The organism is Corynebacterium tapiri, assembly GCF_006334925.1.
In the GTDB taxonomy this organism is placed as follows: domain Bacteria; phylum Actinomycetota; class Actinomycetes; order Mycobacteriales; family Mycobacteriaceae; genus Corynebacterium; species Corynebacterium tapiri.
The window spans coordinates 32,596-53,783 of the sequence record NZ_VDHJ01000013.1 but is presented as its reverse complement, the minus strand read 5'-3'; the positions used below and the strand labels follow the sequence as shown (position 1 = coordinate 53,783).

General features: G+C 64.8%; 12 protein-coding genes. 8 read left to right on the top strand and 4 right to left on the bottom strand.

Features of this window, described 5'->3' with window-relative positions; genetic code table 11:
* Positions 1-150 precede the first annotated feature (150 nt).
* The gene (locus tag FHE74_RS09450) at positions 151-1,395 is read right to left on the bottom strand and encodes a glutaminase (protein WP_139466263.1); all 1,245 of its coding nucleotides are present in this window, start codon (positions 1,393-1,395) and stop codon (positions 151-153) included.
* A gap of 34 nt (positions 1,396-1,429) precedes the next feature.
* On the opposite strand from FHE74_RS09450, the gene FHE74_RS09445 reads away from it, so the two are divergent.
* From FHE74_RS09445 to FHE74_RS09415, 7 genes are all read left to right on the top strand, one after another.
* Positions 1,430-2,488, top strand: a complete 1,059-nt coding sequence (locus tag FHE74_RS09445; protein ID WP_139466262.1) for a LacI family DNA-binding transcriptional regulator — start codon at positions 1,430-1,432, stop codon at positions 2,486-2,488.
* Between the two features lie 278 nt (positions 2,489-2,766).
* Positions 2,767-4,173 carry a glucuronate isomerase gene (uxaC, locus tag FHE74_RS09440; RefSeq protein WP_139466261.1) on the top strand — a complete coding sequence of 469 codons (1,407 nt, stop codon included), beginning with the start codon at positions 2,767-2,769 and terminating at the stop codon, positions 4,171-4,173.
* Positions 4,170-5,555, top strand: a complete 1,386-nt coding sequence (locus FHE74_RS09435) for a mannitol dehydrogenase family protein (protein ID WP_139466260.1) — start codon at positions 4,170-4,172, stop codon at positions 5,553-5,555. Before uxaC ends, FHE74_RS09435 begins: the two co-directional genes overlap by 4 nt.
* A 3-nt stretch (positions 5,556-5,558) precedes the next feature.
* Positions 5,559-7,385, top strand: coding sequence for a beta-glucuronidase (uidA, locus tag FHE74_RS09430; protein ID WP_139466259.1), 1,827 nt, complete (start codon positions 5,559-5,561; stop codon positions 7,383-7,385).
* 29 nt (positions 7,386-7,414) lie between these two features.
* A complete protein-coding gene (locus FHE74_RS09425) occupies positions 7,415-9,652 on the top strand; it encodes a cytidylate kinase family protein (protein WP_246049269.1) in 2,238 nt (745 codons plus the stop codon).
* Between the two features lie 50 nt (positions 9,653-9,702).
* Positions 9,703-10,212 (top strand): gluconokinase, encoded by a 510-nt coding sequence (locus tag FHE74_RS09420; RefSeq protein WP_139466258.1) that lies wholly within the window; start codon positions 9,703-9,705, stop codon positions 10,210-10,212.
* 46 nt (positions 10,213-10,258) lie between these two features.
* Positions 10,259-10,822 (top strand): nicotinamidase, encoded by a 564-nt coding sequence (locus FHE74_RS09415; RefSeq protein ID WP_281279424.1) that lies wholly within the window; start codon positions 10,259-10,261, stop codon positions 10,820-10,822.
* Positions 10,823-10,889: 67 nt separating this feature from the next.
* On the opposite strand, the gene FHE74_RS09410 is transcribed toward FHE74_RS09415, so the two are convergent.
* A complete protein-coding gene (locus FHE74_RS09410; protein ID WP_139466256.1) occupies positions 10,890-11,174 on the bottom strand; it encodes a DUF3618 domain-containing protein in 285 nt (94 codons plus the stop codon).
* A 138-nt stretch (positions 11,175-11,312) separates the two neighbouring features.
* Here FHE74_RS09410 and bcp point away from each other — a divergent pair, with 138 nt between their 5' ends.
* Positions 11,313-11,801 carry a thioredoxin-dependent thiol peroxidase gene (gene bcp, locus FHE74_RS09405; RefSeq protein WP_139466255.1) on the top strand — a complete coding sequence of 163 codons (489 nt, stop codon included), beginning with the start codon at positions 11,313-11,315 and terminating at the stop codon, positions 11,799-11,801.
* Between the two features lie 5 nt (positions 11,802-11,806).
* Here bcp and acpS read toward each other — a convergent pair whose 3' ends face one another.
* Complete coding sequence (gene acpS / locus FHE74_RS09400; protein WP_139466269.1) at positions 11,807-12,184, bottom strand: holo-ACP synthase AcpS; 378 nt, start codon at positions 12,182-12,184, stop codon at positions 11,807-11,809.
* Between the two features lie 20 nt (positions 12,185-12,204).
* Positions 12,205-21,153 carry a type I polyketide synthase gene (locus tag FHE74_RS09395; RefSeq protein ID WP_246049268.1) on the bottom strand — a complete coding sequence of 2,983 codons (8,949 nt, stop codon included), beginning with the start codon at positions 21,151-21,153 and terminating at the stop codon, positions 12,205-12,207.
* Positions 21,154-21,188: the final 35 nt, after the last annotated feature.

Below are 21,188 nucleotides of genomic sequence, written 5' to 3'. Positions count from 1 at the left end.
GCTGGGCCTGCTGAGCAGGTGGGTATCAATCTTGTGGGGGTGCAGTGACTCCAAACAGGTTGACATCCACCGTCGTGCAGAATCTTGCACTCCGAAAGGCACTACCCGGCCCGCGCCCGAAAGCACAGGCCGTAGCACCCCAACCAGGTGTTACTCCACGAGCGGGAGGCGGGAACCGTCGTCAAGCACGCGCGACCTGAGCTCGCCCTCGGGGTCGATGACGCCGATCTCGTGGCCGTCCTCGCGCAGACGACGCAGGCCCTCCTTCAGCATGCGACGCGCGATGGGGTGAGATTCGACGATGCGGGAGACGTCGAGAAGCACGCGGCCAGTGGTGAAGTCGTGCTGGTTGAGTACCTGAACGATCGCCTCGGCGGCCACAAAGTTGACGATTCCCTGAATGTGGACGGTCGTGCAGTCCCCTTCGCGGGTAATCGAACGAACGGCGTGGCTGCCTGCGCGATTCTCGGTGTTCATCAGGTGCATGCCCATGTCATCCGAGAGATGCTCAAACACGGTCACTCCGCGCACCGAATTGCCCACCTCGTCCAGGCGAGGTGACAAGGACGCGATGCCGAGCTGGCCCGGAAGCGCACCGATCAAGCCACCCGACACGCCGGACTTTGCGGGAATGCCGACCTTGGCCAGCCAGCGCCCAGCTGCGTCGTACATGCCGCAGGACGCCATGACTGCCATTGTGTGCCGGCAAACGTCAGCATCCAGGATCTTCTTGCCCGTCTTGGGGTTCACACCGCCGTTGGCCAGGGTGGCGGACATGACAGCCAAGTCCTCGATGGTCACCAGGATTGAGCACTGCTGCGTGTAGCTCAAGACGGCGTCGTGAGCCTCATCGTGGATGATGCCGTAGCTGCGCAGCATGTGGGCGATAGACAGGTTACGGTCTGCGCCTTCGAGCTCACCTTCGACGGCATCCTCATCGATGCGCAGGTCTCGGCCAGCAAGCTCCGAAAAGTACTTCCGGATGTATTCCACGCGGTCTTCCACGGTCGAATCGGTGCCGTTGAGCAGCTGGTTGATTGTGATGGCACCGACGTTGATCATCGCGTTGAGCGGGCGCTTGTCCTCTTCTTCGAGCGAGAGCTCGTTAAACGCCTCACCAGAGGGCTCCATACCCACGTGCTCACGCACCTTATCGATGCCAAACTCCTGCAGCGCCAAGGCATACGCGAACGGCTTGGACACCGATTGGATGGTGAACTCCGGTGAGCTGTCACCGGTCGAGTACACGTTTCCAGACACAGTGCACAGCGCGACCCCCAACCAATTCGGATCCGCCTTCTGCAGGGCAGGAATATAGGTGGGGACCTCACCGGCGGTGTCATCGCGGACTTCGTCGAGAACTTCGGCCAGGTAATCAGTGATGAGACTATTCACGTCTACGCACCTTAAACGACTACCGTGGCTGCCTATGTCGGGTGCCACGATTTATCAGGTCGCCGAAAGAGCCGGCGTCAGCGCGTCCACGGTGTCTCGGGTGTTCGCGCGGCCCGAACGTGTCTCCTTTGCCACCGCTGAGAGGGTGCGCGCGGCTGCCGCCGAAGTGGGGTACCGCCAGGACGTAACCACCCGCTCCGGCACGGGCCACAACACCGGCGCCATCGGGTTGGTGGTGGCCGACGGCTCGAACCCGTTCTTCCAAGACATTCGCGCCGGCGCCGACCATGCCGCCAAGGTGGTGGGTTCTGTGGTGCTTACGGCGGATATTCGCGAGTCGCTGCCCGAGGCCATGCGCGCGGTCGAACGGCTGGTTCCGCTTGTCGACGCCCTCCTGCTCGCCTCCTCCCGCCTCGACAACGCCGACGTGATCAAGGTCGCCCGCCGCATCCCCACCGTGGTGATCAACCGCCCGGTCCCTGGAGTGCCCAGCGTGATCGTGGACTCCTACACCGGCACGCTGCGCATCGTGGCGCACCTAGTCGAGCAGGGGGCGCGCACGGTGACCTACATCTCCGGGCCCCGCAATTCCTGGGCGGATTCGATCCGCTGGCGCGCGCTTATCGACGTCTCGCAAGGCCCCAAAGAGGATCCCCCCACCGATCTGGGTCGCTTTGCCAAGGACGCCTACGTGCAGGCTCAACAGCTGGCGGGCCTGATCGATGTGCGGCAGATGCAGGCCGACCAGCCCAACATTCGCGGCGGCAGGCGCGCCTTCGAGGCCTGGCGGGATCAACCGACCGACGCGGTGGTGTGCTTCAACGACCTCGTCGCCATCGGGTTCATCGATCAAGCCGCCCGCGAAGGCGTGCGCGTACCCGAACACGTCCTGGTCGCAGGCTACGACGCCACGGACCTGACTGGGTTAGTCAAGCCATCGTTGACCAGTGTGGCCGCTCCCCTGCGCGCCGTCGGCCGGGTCGCTGCCGCCAATGCTTTGGCTATGGCGCGTAGTGCTGGCCCGGCGATGAGTGCTCCGCGCGTCTTGCCGACCCGCCTGGTGGTGCGCGAGTCAACAGTTCGCCGGGTCTAAAGCTCGCGCCGGGTGAGCAGTTACACCGGGGCCGCGCTGTATCCACGGGCCCTACTCGCAGGCATGTGCCTGCTTACCTCTAAAGGAATCGGACCAAAGGGCTCAGTTTTCCGCCCTAAACCTCTAAAGGGCACCTCCTTTGGTCCTATTCCTTTAGAGGTTTAGACCAGCTAAGCCTCCGGCCAGCAGCGGAGGGCGAGCGAGCCCTGGGTAGCACCATTGGTGCAACTTTTGGCAACTCTTTGGCCACCGCCCCAGGCGTGCGTTCCAATGGTCATATGAGTAAGTCACATGCCGCACACCCCGATCGTCTGCTTCCAGCGGACCCGGCGACCCGCGACATCGCTCGTCGCCTGCTGGCCTCGGTCGAGGATCTGCCCATCATTTCCCCCCATGGTCACCTCGACCCGACGATGTTCACCACGGACGAGGCCTTCCCTAACCCCACTGAGCTGCTAATTAGCCCGGATCACTACCTCACTCGCGTGCTGCACTCGGCCGGTCACAGCCTGGCAGACCTAGGCGTAGGTGGGCACGAGGTAGACCCGAAGGCAGCCTGGCGCATCTTCTGTTCCAACTGGCACCTCTACGCCGGCACCGCTACTGGTTACTGGGTCGAGCAGGAGTTTGAGCACGTCTTCGGCATCGATCCCACCCGTATCAGCGCCGAGAACGCCGACACCATCTACGACGAGCTCAACGAGATCCTCTCGCGCCCGGACTTCCGCCCGCGCGCACTCGCCGAGGAGTTCAACCTCGAGGTTCTGGCCACCACCGACGACCCGCTGGACGATCTGGCTGCGCACAAGCAGTTGCGCGACGATGCCAGCTTCACCACCCGCGTGCTCCCCACCTTCCGCCCCGACGCCTACACGAAGATGTACAAGGACGGGTTTGCGGAGGGCGTCGAGAAGCTCATTCAGACCGCCGGCGGCGGCAAGACTGGATACGCCGGGTACCTCGAAGCCATGCGCAACCGCCGCGCGTACTTCATCGAGGCCGGTGCAACCTCCGCTGACCACGGCACCCACAACACCGACTCCACCCCGCTCAGCGACGCCGAGGCCCAACGACTGCTGGACAAGGGCATGCGTGGCGAGGCCACCTTCGAGGAGGCACTGGCGTTCGAGGCGAACATGACCTACCGCTTCGCGGAGATGAGCCAGGACGATGGCCTGGTGATGACGCTGCACCCGGGTGTGTACCGCAACCACTCGGCAAGCGCTTTCGAGCGATTCGGCGCGGATGTGGGAGCGGACATCCCGTTCCAGCTCGACTACACCCGCGGCCTGCAGCCCCTGCTCAGTGCTTTCGGCGAGAACCCGGATTTCCACTTTGTCATGTTCACCATCGACGAGACCGTGTTCTCCCGCGAGATCGCCCCGCTGGCCGGCTACTACCCCGCCGCTTACGCGGGCGCCCCGTGGTGGTTCATCGACGAGATCGACGCGATGAACCGCTTCCGCCAGTACACCACCGGAACCACCGGCTTCAGCCGCTACTCGGGCTTTATCGACGACACCCGCGCCTACTGCTCGATCCCGGTGCGCCACAACACCTCTCGCCGCGTGGAGGCCGCCTACCTGGCCCGCCTGGTCGCGGAGCACCGTATCTCCGAGGACCGCGCCGCCGAGGCCATCGTCGAGCTCATTGACGCTTCTCCCCGAAAGGTGTTCAAGCTGTGAATCAACCGCTGAATCGTTCTACCCACGCCGAGGCCAAGACCCCACCGGTCCGCCTGGTCCACCTGGGTCTGGGCGCCTTCCACCGAGCTCACCAGGTTTTTCTCACCCGCCAGGCAGAGCAAGAGTCCGCTAACCCGGAGTTTGGCTACGCGTCCTTTACCGGCCGCAGTGCCGGTGCGGCTCTTGAGCTGCAGCCGCAGGATGGGCTCTACACGCTGGTGACCCGCTCGGGTGATGGAGACGAGTGCCAGGTCATCGACACCCTGGTGGAGGCCCAGCCCGCCGACAACGTCGAGCGCCTGGTCGAGCTCTTGGCCTCGCCGGAGGTGTGCGTGGTCACCATGACCATCACCGAGGCGGGTTACTACCTGGCCGATGGCTTCCAGCTGGACACCGACAACGAGACCGTGGCCGCAGACATCGAACTGCTGCGGCAGGGCCTGGAAGGTACCCCGCAGGCACAGACCGCTGCCGGCAAGCTCCTGGTGGGCCTGGCTCACCGACGGGCCGCCGGGCTCTCTGGGCTCGCAGTGATGAGCTGCGACAACATCGCTGCCAACGGCGCCACTACCCGCGCCGCAGTCCTGGGTCTGGCCCGCGAGGTCGACGCGGAGCTCGCCCAGTGGATCGAAAACAACGTCACCTTCCCGTCGAGCTCCATCGACCGCATCACCCCGGCCACCACGGACGAGCTCAAGAATGAGGTAGCCGAGATGACCGGCTACCACGACAACTCCCCGGTGGTCACCGAGCCATTCTTCAGCTGGGTCATCGAGGGCGAGTTCCCGGCAGGCCGGCCCGAGTGGGAGCGCGCTGGCGTGGAGTTCGTCGACGACATCGAACAGTTTGAAAACCGCAAACTGTGGCTGCTCAACGGATCCCACTCGCTCATGGCCTACTTCGGCCAGCTCCGTGGCCACACCACCGTGGCGGAGGCCATCAACGATGAGGAGGTGCGGGCCCGCGTCGAGGACCTGTGGGACGAGGCCGCAGCGCACCTGACCCGCCCGGAGCTCAACGTGCCCGAGTACCGCACCGCACTCATCGAGCGCTTCACCAACCCGCGGATTCGCCACAATCTGGCGCAGATCGCCATTGACGGTGCGACCAAGCAACGCATGCGCGCCGCCGCGATCCTCAAGGCCGAGCGCTCCGCTGGCCGCTCGGGTGAGGCCGCCGCGTTCTCGATCGCGTCGTGGATTGCCTTCGCTCAGCAGGCCCTGCAGCAAGACCAGGAGCTCAAGGACTCCCGCGCCGACGAGGTCACCGAAGCACTCAGCGCCGAAAACCCCGTCCCCGCCATGCTCGCACTCCTGGATTCGGAGCTGGCGCAGGACGCCGAGGTCATCGACGCCATCACCAATCAGCTGAAGGAGCTCTAAACCATGCTCTACCCACAAGAAACTCCGACTCGCTCCCGCATCAGCCTCGACGGCTTCTGGGACTTTAAGGTCGATTGGAACAACGACGGCGTCGAAGCTGGCTGGCAAAACGCCTCCCTGGAGACCACCCGCGAGATGGCAGTCCCGGCCTCCATCAATGACGTGGTGGCCGACGAGCGTGTGCGCAACCACGTGGGCCGTTACTTCTACCAGCGCACCATCCAGGTGCCCAGCGAGTGGGACGGCAAGCAGATCCTCGTGCGCTTTGGCTCGGTAACCCACCACGCCATAGTCTTTGCCAACGGTCAGGAGATCACCCGATTTAAGGGTGGCTACCTGCCCTTCGAGGCCGACATCACCGAGCATGCTCGTGCCGGCGAGCGCGTGCAGCTGACCGTCGTGGTGGATAACCGTCTGGATTACACGACCATCCCGCCCGGAAAGGTCATCGAGCATGCCGACGGCACCCGCGAGCAGGAGTACCTTCACGACTTCTACAACTACTCGGGCATCCACCGCAGCGTGTACCTGGTGGCTCGACCACAGGTCCACGTCGCTGACATCACCATCACCACCGACTACGAGGGCTCGACCGGCCGGGTGGAATGGGACGTCGTAAAGCAGGGCGAAGCCCAAACCACCGTACGCATCCTCGACCAGCGCACCGGCGAGGTCGTGGCGAGCGGCGAGGGCGATCAGGGCACCGCGGAGATTCCGAACGTGCGTCTGTGGGAGCCCGGCAAGGGCGGGCTCTACGACCTGGAGGTATCGCTTCTCGACGCCTCCGGTGCCGTCCTGGACGTCTACCGCCAGCACTTTGGTGTGCGCACCGTGGAAGTCAAGGGAGCGCAGTTCCTGATCAACGGCAAGCCGTTCTACTTCACTGGCTTTGGCATGCACGAGGACCACGAAACCCTGGGCAAGGCGCACTCCGATGCCCACCTCATGCAGGATATGGAGCTGCTGAGCTGGATCGGCGCGAATTCCCTGCGCACCGCCCACTACCCCTACTCCGAGGAGTGGATGGATTACTGCGATCGTCACGGCATCGTGGTCATCGACGAGACCCCGGCCGTGGGGCTGAACCTGGGCGTGGCCGGCGGAATCCTGGGTGGAACAGAGACACGTGCGACCTTCAGCGAGGAGACCATCGGAAAGGCTGCCCAGGAGCAGCATCGCCTGGAGATCGAGCGCCTGATTACCCGCGACAAGAACCGCCCGAGCGTGGTGCTGTGGTCGATCGCCAACGAGCCGGAGTCCGAGACCCCCGAGGCCCGCGAATACTTCCTCCCGCTGGTCGAGGCCACACGCCAGGCCGATCCCACGCGTCCGGTGGGATTTGTCAACGTGATGCTGGCTCCCTACGACAAGTGCCAGATCTCTGACCTCTTCGATGTGCTCATGCTCAACCGCTACTACGGCTGGTACGTCAACACCGGAGACCTGGCCCGCGCTGAGGAGGGGCTGCGTGCCGAGGTGCGCGGCTGGGTAGAGCGATTCCCGGACACCCCGATCATCTTCACCGAGTTCGGCGCCGACACCGTGGCCGGCATGCACTCCATCTACAACCAGCCCTTCACCGAGGACTACCAGGTGGAGTTCTTGAAGATGTACGCCCGCATCTTCGACGAGTTCGACGAGATCATCGGCGAGCAGATGTGGAACTTCGCAGACTTCCAGACCAAGTTCGGCATCGTCCGCGTCGACGGCAACAAGAAGGGTGCCTTCACCCGCGATCGCCGCCCGAAGGCTGCCGCGCGCTTCCTGCGCCAGCGCTGGACCGAACTCGAAGCCGCCAGCTACGGCCGCCGCGATCCCCGAGCCGAATAATCACCGGAATGTAAGAAGGACGACTAACGATGACTACTACAGCGGTGGCCAACAACTCCCTTGGCCGGATGCCGCGCAGCAAGGTGATTGCGTACTCGCTTGGCGACGTCGCCAACAACCTCACCTTCATGATGACCTCGATGTTCCTCACGGTTTACATGACCGAAATCGTGGGGCTCTCGGCCGGAGTGGCCGGACTTGTCTACGGCTTGACCAAGATTTGGGCCGGTGTTGCCGACCTCATCGCCGGCCAGACCGTGGACCGTGTGAATACCCGTTTCGGCCACCTGCGCCCCTGGTTGCTCATGGGATCAACGCCGCTGGTCATCGTGTTTGTCCTGCTCTTCTCCGTACCGGCAGGCCTGAACCCCACGATGACGCTGGTGTGGATCGTGCTCTTGGACGCAGCCTTCCAGCTGGCCTACTCCTTCACCAACATCCCGTATGGCTCGCTATCCGCAGCCATGACGCAGGACCCGGTGGATCGCTCCAAGCTCTCCGGCGCGCGCTCGATCGCCTCGGCGATCACCGGCGTGGCCCTGACCATCTTCATCGCGCCGCAGTTTAAGGACACGGCGGCCGACGGCATCCGCCTGCGCTTCACCCTGATCATGATTGCGCTCGCCGTCGTCGCACTCGTGCTGTACTTCATCTGCTTTGTCAACGCTCGCGAGAACGTCCCGCGCGGAACCGGCAAGATCTCGTTCAAGTCCACCTTTGCCATGCTGCGCAAGAACCGCCCGCTGCTGATCCTGTGCTCCGGCGCGTTCTTCCTGCTGGGCGCAATCTTCACCGCCAACGCCATCGGCATGTATGTGGCCATCTACATCCTGGGTAACGCCTCGTGGATGTCGTGGCTGATGGCTGCGCAGACCGTCGGCACGATCGCCATCGCCTCCCTGGTCCCCACGATCACCGTGCGCTTTGGCAAGCGCTATGGCTACGTGCTCAGCGGCATCATCCTGGCACTCGGCTACGTACTGGTCTTTCTCATGCCCGAGAACAACCTGGTCATCGCGATCGTGGCGTGGCTACTCATCGGCATTGGCACCGGCGGCACCAACTCTCTGATGTTCTCCATGCAGGCCGACACCGTCGACTACGGAGAATACGTCTCGGGCATCCGCGCCGAGGGTGGCTCCTACTCCATCCTGTCCTTCATTCGTAAGTGCGGCCAGGGCCTCGGTGGCTGGCTCGGACTGTTCGTTATGGGCCTGTTCGGCTACGTCTCCGGTGCTCACGAGCAAACCGAGGAAGCTATCCGCGGCATTCACGTGGCAGCCGGCGTCGTACCGGCCGTGCTCGCCGTCATCGCGATCGTGATCATGCTGGCTTACCCGCTCTCGGGAGAGGCGCACGAGAACGTCATCGCACAGCTCAACGAGCGCCGCACCCAGGACTCGGTGGCCTCGACTGCCGGCGTTGACCGCGCGCGCGTCATCAGCGAGCAAAAAGGTGATGGCCGTACCACGCTGCTGCGCAAGCCCGGTGGGGTGAACCCGCCGATCGTGACCATCTTTGGCCAGCGCGGATCAGGAGCCACCTCGATCTCCCCGATGGTCGCCCAGATGCTGGGCGTGCCCTACATCGAGCAGAAATTCAGCTCTGCTGAGCTAGCCCAGGTCGATGAATCCCAGCTCATCTCCGACTCCGGATTCGACCGCTGGCTACGTGCTGTTTCCTACAGTGGCTCCCAGGAAACCGACCTGGCGGTGGCGACTGAGCTCTCGGCCAACCACAAAGCCGCGCAGACCAACACCCGCGAGGTGCTGGAAAAGGTATCCAACGGTGGCGTGATCCTGGGCCGCAATGGTGCCCTGGTGCTGGGACGTGCAGTGGGCACTATGCACATCCGCCTCATTGCTCCAGAGGATAAGCGGGCCGAGCGCGTGGAATACCAGACCGGTCTCGACCGCTCCGCTGCCCTGGCCCAGTGCCGCATGGAGGACCGGATCCGCGCCGAGATGGCGCACAAGCTCTACCGCTTCGACCCGAACCAGGACGAGTATTACGACCTGACTATTAACACCGCGTCGGTCACCTACAAGCAGGTGGCGGAAACGATCGTCGCGCTGTACCGCTCCAAATACCCGGATAATATCGCCGCAGCTCCCCAGGAACCGGCCTCGATTGACGCCCTGGCGGACCCGGAGAACGAGCCAAACCGAGAAGAGAAGGCACGCGGCACCGAGCCGGGAACGGCGGCCCCACCGGTCGACGTGGACGTCACCGACGCCGACCCCACCTCCCCTGAGGCGGATCGATGACGGCACTGGATACGCACGCGACAGAAGCAACGGAAAGTGAGACGGCCCCTATGGCGTCAGGTTTGCACATTGTTGTCATGGGAGTCTCGGGCTCCGGAAAGTCCACCGTGGGTGAGCTGATCTCGGAGCGCCTGGGGCTGCCCTACCGCGACGGAGATGATCTGCACCCGCAGGCGAACATCGACAAGATGTCGCAGGGTTCTCCGCTGACCGACGAGGATCGTTGGCCCTGGCTAGAAAAGGTCGGCGACTGGCTGGCCGAGCGCCCCGAGGGTGGGATCATCGGCTGTAGCGCACTTAAGCGCTCCTATCGGGATCGCATCCGGGCTGTGGCTCCCGATGCTGTTTTTATCCACGTCCACGGGGACTATGACCTGCTGTACTCACGCATGGAAACCCGCCCTGGGCACTTCATGCCAGCCAGCCTGTTGGATTCTCAGATGGCTACTTTGGAGCAGCTCGACGAGGACGAGCAGGGCGCAGTCTTCGACGTCGCCCAGCCCCCCGCGACGGTCGCTGATAACGCCGTTTCCTGGATAAACTCCCAGCAAAGCAACTAAGCTAAGCCAAAATTGCTGGTCCTGTAACCGGAAAGGCGTATTCCCCATCATGCGAGCACTCGTCATCGTCGATGTCCAACCCGATTTCTGCCCCGGGGGCTCTCTTGCCACCGAGCGCGGTGATCACGTCGCTCGCCTGATCGGGGGTTTTGTCGATTCCGATGTCGCCCAGGCCACCAACTACGCGGCCGTGGTGGCTACCCAGGACTGGCACATCGATCCCGGCTCCCACTTCTCCGATGAGCCGGACTTTGTGGACTCCTGGCCGCGCCACTGCGTGGCGCATACCGAGGGTGCGGAGCTGCACCCGGCGCTGCGCGACGTGGATTTCGACGCGCTGTTCAAGAAGGGACAGTATGAGGCGGCCTACAGCGGCTTTGAGGGCACCTTCGAGGGCGAGTCGCTGGCACACTGGCTGCGCTCCAGCGGGATCACCGCCATTGACGTGGCAGGAATCGCCACCGACTTCTGCGTGCGCGCAACCGTCCTCGACGGGCTGAAGGAAAACTTCGAGGTCCGCGTGCTCACGGGAATGTGCTCAGCGGTTGATCCGCAGCGCGGTGACGCCGCCCTGGCGGAGATGGAAGCTGCCGGAGCGCAGCTCATCTAGACCAAGAAAATCGGCCCGGATCCCCACCAAGTGTGTGGATTCCGGGCCGTTGCGCTGGGTTAAGCGATTAACGCTCCAGGCGGGAGGACAGCAGGCGCTGGATCTCCTTGATGTCGTTCTTCTTCTTGTTGCTACGAGCAACGCTCAGGGCAATCAGGCCGACAACTGCCACGCCCACGCCAGCCAGGATCTTCTGCACGGTCGGGTCCTGCAGCTTGGTGGTGGCCTCGCGCTTGGCGTCTGCTACTACGTTGGCCGGCTTGCTGCGATCGGCAAGCTCATCGAGCGTGCTGGCCAGCTGGCGGCGGGTGCGCTCGATGTCGCGCTGGATGTCGTCGATGTTGCGTGCCACGAAAATGCTCTCCCTTAAAAACGATTGACTCGAGGGTTATGTCTTTCGCTCCAGATTACTGCACTGCGTCGCATACGTGCACGGCCAGGTTCTTGCACGGGCAATAGCAGGCAGGCAAACGTCGTTAGACTGGCTGCCATGTCTGAGACTTCTGCTGCCTCCAATGAACCGATCCGCCTTCAGCCGGGCGATAAGGCCCCAGCTTTCACGCTGCCTAATGAGGACAACTCCCCGGTCTCGCTGAGCGACTTTGCCGGCCAGAAGGTCGTGGTGTACTTCTACCCGCGCGCCAACACCCCGGGCTGCACCACCGAGGCCTGCGACTTCCGTGATTCGCTTGCCCAGCTCAATGACCAGGGCGTCCAGGTGGTGGGCATTTCCCCGGACACCCCGGAGAAGTTGGCTAAGTTCAAGCAGGATCACGACCTGAACTTCCCGTTGCTGTCTGATCCCGACAAGACCACGCTCCAAGAGTGGGGTGCCTTCGGCGAGAAGAAGAACTACGGCAAGGTCGTCCAGGGCGTCATCCGTTCCACCTTTGTAGTCGCCGAAGACGGCACGATCGAGCTGGCCAAGTACAACGTCAAGGCCACCGGACACGTCGCGCGCATCATCAAGGAGCTCTAAAGGTTTTAGAGCGCGAATGCGCACACGGCGGTGGCGTACTCTCCGTCGTGCGAGATCGAGAGACTGGTCTGGGCTGCACCCACGTGCTTGTCGACGCTTCCCCGCAACCGAAAAGCCACCCGCCCCCAGCGATCGGCGACGACCTCGATCTCGGAAATATCCACCTCATCGGGCCCCAACGGGGGCGGGGTGCCAAAAAGAGCCTGCGACCAGGCCTTGATGAAGGCCTCTTTGGCCGCCCACCGTCCAGCCAGATGTTCGGCGCGATCGATCTTGGTTCCCGCCACGCGCAGCTCGGCGCTGCTGAACACGCGCTCAAAGCGCGATCCCGATAGCTCAAGTTGCTCCCTAAAGCTCGGGATATGCACCAGGTCGATGCCCATGGCTGGAACCTTCACGTGGCCTACTTCCCTTCTGTGCTGCGCAGGCGGGCGTCGATAAGCCGAGCACCGGCATCGAGCAACACCTCTGCCTCGCGCTCCTTGACCTGTGCCGCCGAACCCGGCCCCAGATTGCGCTCGGCGGGGCGCTCGTAGAGGGAGGCCCCGGCAAAGATCGCCTGGTCGAGACGCTGCAACGCTGCGGTCTCGCGCCTGCGTGCCGCCTCGAACCAATCCTGGGCGGCCTCTAGTCCGCGCTCGGCGGCAATCGCCGCAAAGAACGCCGCCGGGTGGACCACGGCAACCAGCGCCGAAACGTGGCCAAAGCCCAGGGAAGTGAGCAGGCCCGCCTTCAGCATCGTGGAGGAACGCAGCACCGAGCGCGGCCAGACCAGGCTGGGGTGCTGTGCCAGCTCAGCATCGACGCAGTCTAGGCTGCGGTTGGCCGGAATGAGCCCAGTGCGCAAGACCTGGGTCAGGCCCGCGAGCTGGAAGGCAGCCGCGCCTCCCTTGGCATGGCCCGTCAGGGACTTTTGGCTCACCACGTAAAGCGGGTTGCCTGCGCTGCGGCCCAGGGCACGCGCGATGCGCTCATGCAGGTCGGACTCGTTGGGGTCGTTGGCGTTGGTCGAGGTGTCGTGCTTGGACACCACCGCGATCTCGTCAGCCTCTACGCCGTGTTCCCGAAGCGCTACGGCTAGGCGGGAGTCAGTTCCCCCCTGAGCTGCGGACAGGGCGCCCAGACCCGGTGCCGGGATCGAGGTGTGGGCGCCGTCGGCAAAGGACTCCGCGAACGCCACCACAGCCTGCACCGGCAGGCCGAGCTTGAGGGCAAGGCTACCGCGGACCAGAAGGGCCACACCTCCGCCCTCGGACTCGACAAAGCCTCCGCGCCGCCGGTCGTTCGGGCGGGAGACAAAGCGATGCTCGATTCCCTGCTCCTCCAGGTCAGACGTGTTGGCGGTGGCGTTCATGTTGCCAAAGCCCGTCACCCCCTCAATCGAGAGGTCATCGATTCCGCCGGCTACCACGGCGTCGGCCTTGCCCAGGCGGATTTTGTCCACGGCCTCTTCCACAGACACCGCCGCCGTGGCACACGCGGCCACCGGATGCACCATCTGGCCGTATCCGCCCACGTAGGACTGCATGACGTGCGCGGCGACGACGTTGGGCAGCGCCTCCTGCAGCACGTCGTTCGCGCGCGGCTGGCCCAACAGGCGTTCCACGTAGATCGAGCGCAGCGAGCGCGAGCCGCCCATTCCGGTGCCCATGGTGGAGGACACCCGCGCCGGGTGGACGTGTTCCAGCAGTTCAGCGGGGCTAAATCCAGCCGAGAGGAAGGCCTCGACAGCGCACACCAAGTTCCAGACGGCCACGCGATCAATCGAGGTGAGCATGTCGGCGGGAATGCCGTAAACGGCCGGATCGAACCCGGTGGGAATCTGGCCGCCGACAAACCGCGACATCACCGTGCGCCGCGGCACCTGGATCGGCGATCCTGCCAGCCGGGTGATCACGAAGTCCCCGGCGTCAGCATCTTCCTGAACACGCGTGCGCTCCGGGTCTGACTCCACGTAGGTCTGCGCCTCCTCGGCGCTGTCCACGCGGAAGGTCAGATCACGCTCGAGGTAGATGGTGGTCAGCTCGGGAGCCAGCCCCTCGACGCTGCCCAACTCGTCGTTGTAGCGGCGTACTCCGCAACGGGCGAGGACCTCGTCGTGGTAGCGCTCGTAGACCTCCGATTCATCAATTTCAGCGCCCTCGGCATCCAGCAACACACCGTCCTCGGACCGGATGAGACCGGTCGACCAGGCAAGCTCCAGCACTCCTGCGGCGCTCAGCGTATCGGACAGCTCTGCCTCGAAGCGGGTACGAGAGCTGCCATACGGGCCCAGCTCGCCGATGCCGGCCAACACCACCATCTGGTCCAGAGAGGTGGCCACACTCCCCCACTCGCCCGGGGACCATTCCAGGGGCTGCCGGGGAGTGGGCAGCGCGGGCACCTGTGCCGGGCTGATGTTGTGCTGCGGCTGGGGTGCAGTGTCGCGCTGGCTGGCCAGCTCGGCCAGGTTGATGTCCGCGTTGCCCAAGCCGCCGGTGAAGTCAGCGGTGACCGGAGCGGCGGCGGCACGCTGGCGGACCTGTGCGTTCGTCTGACCCAGCAGTTTCTCGGACATCTCTGCGGTAGAGAAGGTCGTTACCCCGGCATCCTCGACTGCAGCCACGAGCGGGTCGTTTCCTCCCATGAGCCCCGTGCCGCGTACCCAGCCGATGAGGGCGTGCACCAGGCTCGTGCGACGAGCCCACACCGGTTCTGCGTGCCAGCGGGTGACCAGCGCGTCGAGAGCGGCCTTGGCCTCGCCGTATGCTCCGTCGCCGCCGAAGCGACCCCGGTTGGGAGAGCCGGGCAGCACCACATGAAGTCGGTTGTTCACATGGGTATCCGCCCCGATGCCACTGAGCTGCGCGATCAGTCGCTCCACCGACCACAGCAGCAGGCGCATTTGGCTCTCTGCCGTGGCACCAGCGTCGGCTAGCGTGCCGCTCACGCGCGGCGCGGCGAAGGGGAACAACAGGGTGGGAACCAGCGCCGGCTTGGTCTCCTTCACGCTCGCTCCGACGGTGACTGTCTGGCGCTGGGATATCCAGGTGGCAAGTGCGTCGACGTCGCTAAACGACGCCATATTTGCCGGCACAATCCACAGCGCAGCTCCCCCACGTGCGTGGGTGGAATACAAGCGGCGATAGAACTCAATACGGTCGTGATTCAGACGGGAGGCCGTAGCCACGACCACTGCCCCGCCGCGCAGCAGGCCAGCCACCACATCGGCTGCGATGGAATTCGGCGAGGCGCCGGTCACAACAGCGACGTCCTCGGAAAATTCCAGGGTCTGGTTATCGCGGGCCTGAGCGGCAAGATCGTTCAGGCCAAAGTACTCCGCATGTTGGGCGGCCGCCTCACCGGCGCCAGTAACGTCGACGTCTGCCGCTGCCAGCAGGCCGTGGTGCACACGGGAGATGTCTTCGCGGGCGGTGGCCCAGCGATCGTCGAAAAGCACTGCCTTGCGGGGATCAAAGCTGGAGGCAACCGCACGTGGCCACTCCGGCCCCAACTCGCGGCTGACCAGATCCATGACTCGGGCAGGCTCCGGATCTTCGGTCCGGTCCTCGGCGTGCTGAGCCAGGCCGAGCGCATCCAACAGCGTGCGCGCGGTGGTGGCCAGCACGCCGTTCTCGCCGGTGATGTGCTCGGCGAACTGGTTAAGCGCCTGCGAGTCGACCATCGACTCGACGCCAGCTCCTGCGCTGGGCGGCGCGACCGTGATGCCGTGGGACTGGGCGACGTGGGCGATTGCGGCGTCGATAAGCGCATCGAGCTCGCTGGCCTTTTGCGGGGATACCGGTTCGAGGTACGCCAGTGGCCCGCCGCGCAGGCTCATCCCCTCGCGGGTGCCCATCACTACCGTGGCCACGACGTGATCGGCCCACCCCTGCCCAAGCTGCCAGTGGTTAAGCACTCGTTCCGCGATGTAGGTGGGTTTCTTTCCGGCCGGGCCGGTGAGGCGTCGCAAAGCATCAGCAACTGCGTCCTTGAGCACGGGGCCAAAGGGCTTATAACCACGGGCGGAGGCGCTGACCGTGTCCCGCAGTGCATCCAGCGGGGCGTCCGCGGCGCCATCGATCGAACCGAGGGCGAACTCGTTGCCCAGGTCGAGCAATACCTGGTTGCGGCGGGAGGAGACGCCCTCCACCAGAGTCTCGATGGTGTCCGTGGGCGCCATGTCCCCCGGTCGCACCGAAGTCCACAGAGCCAGCAGCATGTCCAGGGCATCTGCAGTGGTCAGAGGGATATCCGCGGTCTCTGCGCCAGAAGCTGCGGCCGCGGAAGTCGCAGGTGCAGGTACCGGCGCGGCGGGTACGGGCTCTGCAGCGGGCTCGGTTGCCGCGGCGGGCTCATCCTCGCTGTGGTCTTCGTCGGCGGCAAAGGACACCGCGTCCTCGGCGAAGACCTGCTTGCGGTCCCGCTCCAGGTTCAGGGCAGTGACCGCGCTGTCAGCGTATTGGGGCAGGTTGAGGGTTTGCCCCAGCATGTTCACCAGGGTCGGGGAAGCACCAACGCCGACCTCGACGAAGTGATCCACCCCGAGGCGGGTCAGCAATAGATCCTGCGTTTCGATCCAACGCACCGGCGAGGCGAATTGCCAGGCCAGCAGCTCAATCAGGAGGGTGCGACCCGTGCGCTGGCGATCCTGGAGAGCCGCAGGAACATCCGCCAACAGCGCGGCAATGGCGTCAGATTCGACGACCTCCGCGATGGAGGCGATGAATTCTTCGGTGAGCTCGAAGGGCCGCGCGACCAAGTTGGGGATGTAGTACCCCTCCAGGGCCGTGAGGTCGATGTGCTCTGGGATGAGCTCGTCCAGGTGAGCGCGGAAGTCCCCCACGCCGTCCAGCAGGTGCGAGGAGTGGAAGGGCACGTCAATACCCGGGATCATCACCAGGGCCTTGGCACCCGGCGCGCGTCGTTCAGCCTCGGCATTCAGGGCGGCCAAACCCTCCCGCGTACCGGCAACCGCGTACTGGCGGCCCGCGATGTTGTAGTTCACGATCTCCAGGAACTGCCCGCTGGCCTGTGCCACCTGTGCAACAAAGTCAGCGACGTTATCGGCAGAAAGGCCCATCTTGTAGGGGCGCAGCGCTGCCAAGCCGTACGCCGACATGCCGTGCTGATCGCGCTCCACTAGGTGATGCATGGTCCGGCCGCGCCGGTAGACGATCTCCACGACGGCCTCGAGGGAGAGCACCTGCGCGTAGGCGGCAAGCGCGTTGTACTCGCCAACGGAGTGGCCGGCGAAGTAGGCGGGTCGCTGCAGGGCCCCGGCCTCGGTCAGCTCGGCGATCTGCGCACACCCCAGCGTGGCCATGGCGACCTGGGTGAACTGGGTCAAAAAGAGCACGCCGTCCGGGTGGGTGTAGCGCACTCCGTCGACTACGACCTCGCGCGGGTTCTCCCGCACGATGTGCAGGATAGAAAAGCCCAGGTGGCTGCGAGTATGGGCATCTGCTCGATCCCAAATCTCCCGGGCCGCTGCCGACTGTGCGTAGGCCTGCATGCCCATTCCCGGGGACTGGATGCCCTGCCCGGGGAACGCGTAGAACACGGTCTCGGCTGCCATGATGGCATGAGCGCTCAGCGCGAGCTGCCCATCAGCTTTCACGGTGATGGCACGCACCTCGCCAAAACCAGGTCGAGTGTCCCGGCCCACGCGCGAGACCTCAATATCAAGGCGTGCCCCCGGCAGGATCGGCGCGAGCATCGTGGTGGTGAACTCGCGAATCTCGGCAGGTGAGGTGCGCACGCCTGCCGCATCAAATCCGGAGCTAGCAGCAACTTCCGCCAGAGCGGACGTCCACATGCCGTGGACGATGACGCCTTCTAGCCCCGCCAGGCGCGCGGCGGACTCGTTGACATGGATGGGGTTGCGATCCCCGCTCACCACCGCAAAGGGCTCCATCGTCTCCGGTGCGTGCAGGCTTATCTGCGCCCGCGCGGACTGCGGGGTCTCGACCACACTGTCCGGCAGGGAGTCGCTGGGAGCGGGATCTGCTCCACGGCGGGTACGAATGGCAAAGCGCTCCACTAGGTCCGCCACATGCTCTCCCTGGTGCGAGATCTGCGCGGAGATCTCCACCACGCGGCCCACCTGGGTATCGCGCACGCTCTCGACGCCCGCGCTGATGTCCAACCGCTCTCCAGCAAGCTCGCTGAGCTCAGCGAATACCTGGATGCGATGCGTTAGGTGCACCAACGAGAGCATGCCCTCGACGACGCGTGCCTCCTGCTCGCCTGGCACCCGTGCCGAGGCCAAGCAGGAGAAGATTGCCGGCCAGGCCAGGCCAACCAGGGCATCCGGCACGACGCTCGGCTGGCTCACGATGCCCTCTCCCGCCGGCACGAATCCGCCGGTTACTCCCTGGTAGTCCGCCAGGTATTCGGAAGTCAGCTCGCACGTCGTGTGTGCCCGGCCCTCCTGTACCGGCACCAGGCCTCCCCCGGCAGCGATGGTGACCAGGTCCGTCATGGCGGACTCGGCATCGGCTACGAGCACTTTCGGGACCGCTCCGGCAGGCGCAGTTTGTGGCAGCGTCAACAACAAACGCAGCTGCGGAGTTTGCTCGGTAGATGCGGACTCCGGCAAGGCGATACTGAGCTCGGCGGATTCCTCCCCCTGCGCCTGCAGGGTCGCTCCCGAGCTGTGCCGGGCGCCGTCCTGCTGGATCGTCCACTCTCCCCCTAACGCACGCAGCGGGTTGGCCTGCTGCCGGCCTGCCCATGACACCATCGGCGCTGCCAGGAGTCGCTCGAGCAGGTCTGGCCGGTGTGCGGATTCCTCCACGCCCAGGGCACGCGCTCGCTCGATAGCAACGGAGTGGAAACGGCCGAGCAGCTCGGCAACGGGCTCGTCGATACGCGAGATTCCTTGAACCGCAGCCGGCCCCGGGATGATGCTCACGCGATCCGCGTCAGCGCCGTAGACCTCATCGTGAGCCTGCCACAGCGAGTCGGCACGGAACCAGCCGCGCACCCCAGCGTCGATGACGGGGACAAAGTTCACGGGCTTGCCCGGCTGGCGGCACAAGCGGATGAACCAGGCCTGATCCGCGGCCGTGAGCAGGGTGCGCTCGGCACCGCTGTAAGCGTGGGTGAGCTTGTCGACGGCCGCCTGCGCATCCTCGTAGTCCAACTCAAGCAGCTCGATCTCCCCGTGGTCGCGGGGATCCAGTCGGGCCTGGGTGCGCTCGCACATCTGCACAAATCGCTGGCGCCAGGACGGATCCAACCAGCCGCGGTGATCCGGGCCGGACAGTTCCAGGTAGCGCTTGAGCCACTGTGCGTACGTCATGGTGGCGGTATCGCCAAAGTACGGCTTGCAGGTGGAATTCAGCGCCGCGATGATTTCCTCGCGCCGGGCCGCGACCTGATCGGCGTCACCGGCCACTTCATCGAGCAGCCGGCCGGCGCGCGTGAAAGCGTTGTCTAGCTCGTGAATGTCTGCGCCCAGTTGGCTCAGCCCCGAGGCGACTCCCCCGCGGGCTGCTCCGGCCGGAACCACCTCCTGCGAGCCCTCCGCGTCAACCAGGGCACGCTTGACGGCTTCGGTGGCCGTCGATTCCCTGGTCGCCATCGCCGCGGTGCCCACCAGCACGCCGTCGACGGGCATGGCGGGTAGCCCGTACGCAGTGGCCCACGTGCCCACCAGGTATTCGGCGGCGCGCGCCGGAGTACCCAGCCCGCCGCCCACGGTGAGCACCACGTTGGTCCGCGCACGGATCTGATCGTAGGTCTCCAGCAGCAGCTCATCGAGGTTTTCCCACGAGTGGTGGCCACCCGCGATTCCGCCTTCGACCTGCATAATGATCTGCGCATCAGTAGCGTCCGCGATGGCCAGAACCTGGGAGATCTGGGAGCGGGAGCCCGGCTTGAAACAAACGTAAGCAAAGCCATCGGCCTGCAACGCGGCGATCAGCTCTACAGCCTGATCCCGCTCGGGGACGCCCGCGGAGATAACCACACCATCGATGGGAGCGCCCGCGGCTCGTGCCTTGGGCACCCAGCGCTCGGTGCCAAAGTGGCGACCCCACAGCTTAGGATCCAGGAACATCGCGTTGAACTGCGCAGAAACCCCCTCCTGGAGCTGCGCGGTCAGAGCCTCAACATTGCGATCAAAGATCTCCTGGGTAATCTGCCCGCCGCCGGCCAACTCAGCCCAGTGTCCCGCGTTCGCTGCCGCTGCCACGATGGCCGGGTCGACAGTGGTTGGCGTCATGCCGGCCAACAAGATCGGGCTGCGCCCGGTCAGGCGGGTAAAGGCCGTCTCCAGCCCGCGGGGGCTCAAGCGCGGGGCAAACTCGCTGTAGGCACGCGGTCGTTGCGGCGCCTTGCCGAGGTCAAAAAGCGCCTCTTGGCCAGCAGCGTGCGCAACTGACAGGACTCCGGTGCCGGTTCCGCGTGTTGCCTGCGCCGTGAGCTTCTCGACGCCCCGGCCCGGCCCCACTTCCAAGAACCAGTCCACATCCTGCGCCACGGCACTAACTGCGGCGGGCCATTCGACGGCGCGAACCATCACTGCGTCTGCAAGCTCATAGGCGAGCTCAGCATCCAGGCCGCATTCCTTAGCCCAACCGGTGACGTAGTCGACGCCAGGGTTCATCAGCGGGTGATGGAACCCGGCGCGCACCGGAAGGTCGCTGACGGTGGCATCACTTAGACGGGCAGCAAGGCGGGCAAGATCCGCCGGGCGGCCTACGGCCACAACCTGTTGGCTCCCATTAATCAGCCCCACGACCGGCCGGAGGTGAGCGTCCTGCTCGCTGAACTCGAGCTCGTCAATAGCAGCGGCAACCGCCGCTGGTGGCATCCCCTGAACTGACATCATCGGGGCTGATCCACCCGTATTGATCAGCCCGGTCTCCCGCGCTCGGCGGTGCACAGCAGCGCCAATCAGTTGGGCAATCGCCAGTACCTCGGCTACTGCATCCTCATCATTGGCAGCCAGGGCCTGCGCGATACGCGCTCCCAGCACGCCCTGCGAATGCCCCAGGTAGGCCTGAGAGTGCTGCAGCTGTAAACCCTGGTTCTGCAAAGAAATACAGGTAGCCAGCTGCGCCAGCGTGATGGCGGGGACAGAAATCTCGGGCGAAGCCGCGTCGATACGCGCGGCCTTGTCTGCGTCGGTGGCCCACTCCAGAGGCAAGAATCCATGGGGCCGCACGGACAGCAGCTCCCGGGTAACCGGACGAAGCATCTCCTGCGAACGCTCCAGGTGGGCACGAACCGGAAAGCTCACTCCTGCCGTCAGAGCCTCGGACAGGGTTACGCGCCAGTCATTTCCCTGACCTGCAAAAACCAACGCAAAGCGTGCGGGCTTCTCGGATGAAGGGTCAAGGTGGGAGATCAGGCGATCAGTCACAGCGGCTTTCAGCTCCTTGGTTTTCGCACGCACAC

Coding starts and splice junctions, on each gene's coding strand:
- acpS (WP_139466269.1), bottom strand. CDS start 12,184: ATGGGCATCGACCTGGTGCATATCCCGAGCTTTAGGGAGCAACTTGAG.
- bcp (WP_139466255.1), top strand. CDS start 11,313: ATGTCTGAGACTTCTGCTGCCTCCAATGAACCGATCCGCCTTCAGCCG.
- FHE74_RS09445 (WP_139466262.1), top strand. CDS start 1,430: ATGTCGGGTGCCACGATTTATCAGGTCGCCGAAAGAGCCGGCGTCAGC.
- uxaC (WP_139466261.1), top strand. CDS start 2,767: ATGAGTAAGTCACATGCCGCACACCCCGATCGTCTGCTTCCAGCGGAC.
- uidA (WP_139466259.1), top strand. CDS start 5,559: ATGCTCTACCCACAAGAAACTCCGACTCGCTCCCGCATCAGCCTCGAC.
- FHE74_RS09425 (WP_246049269.1), top strand. CDS start 7,415: ATGACTACTACAGCGGTGGCCAACAACTCCCTTGGCCGGATGCCGCGC.
- FHE74_RS09420 (WP_139466258.1), top strand. CDS start 9,703: ATGGCGTCAGGTTTGCACATTGTTGTCATGGGAGTCTCGGGCTCCGGA.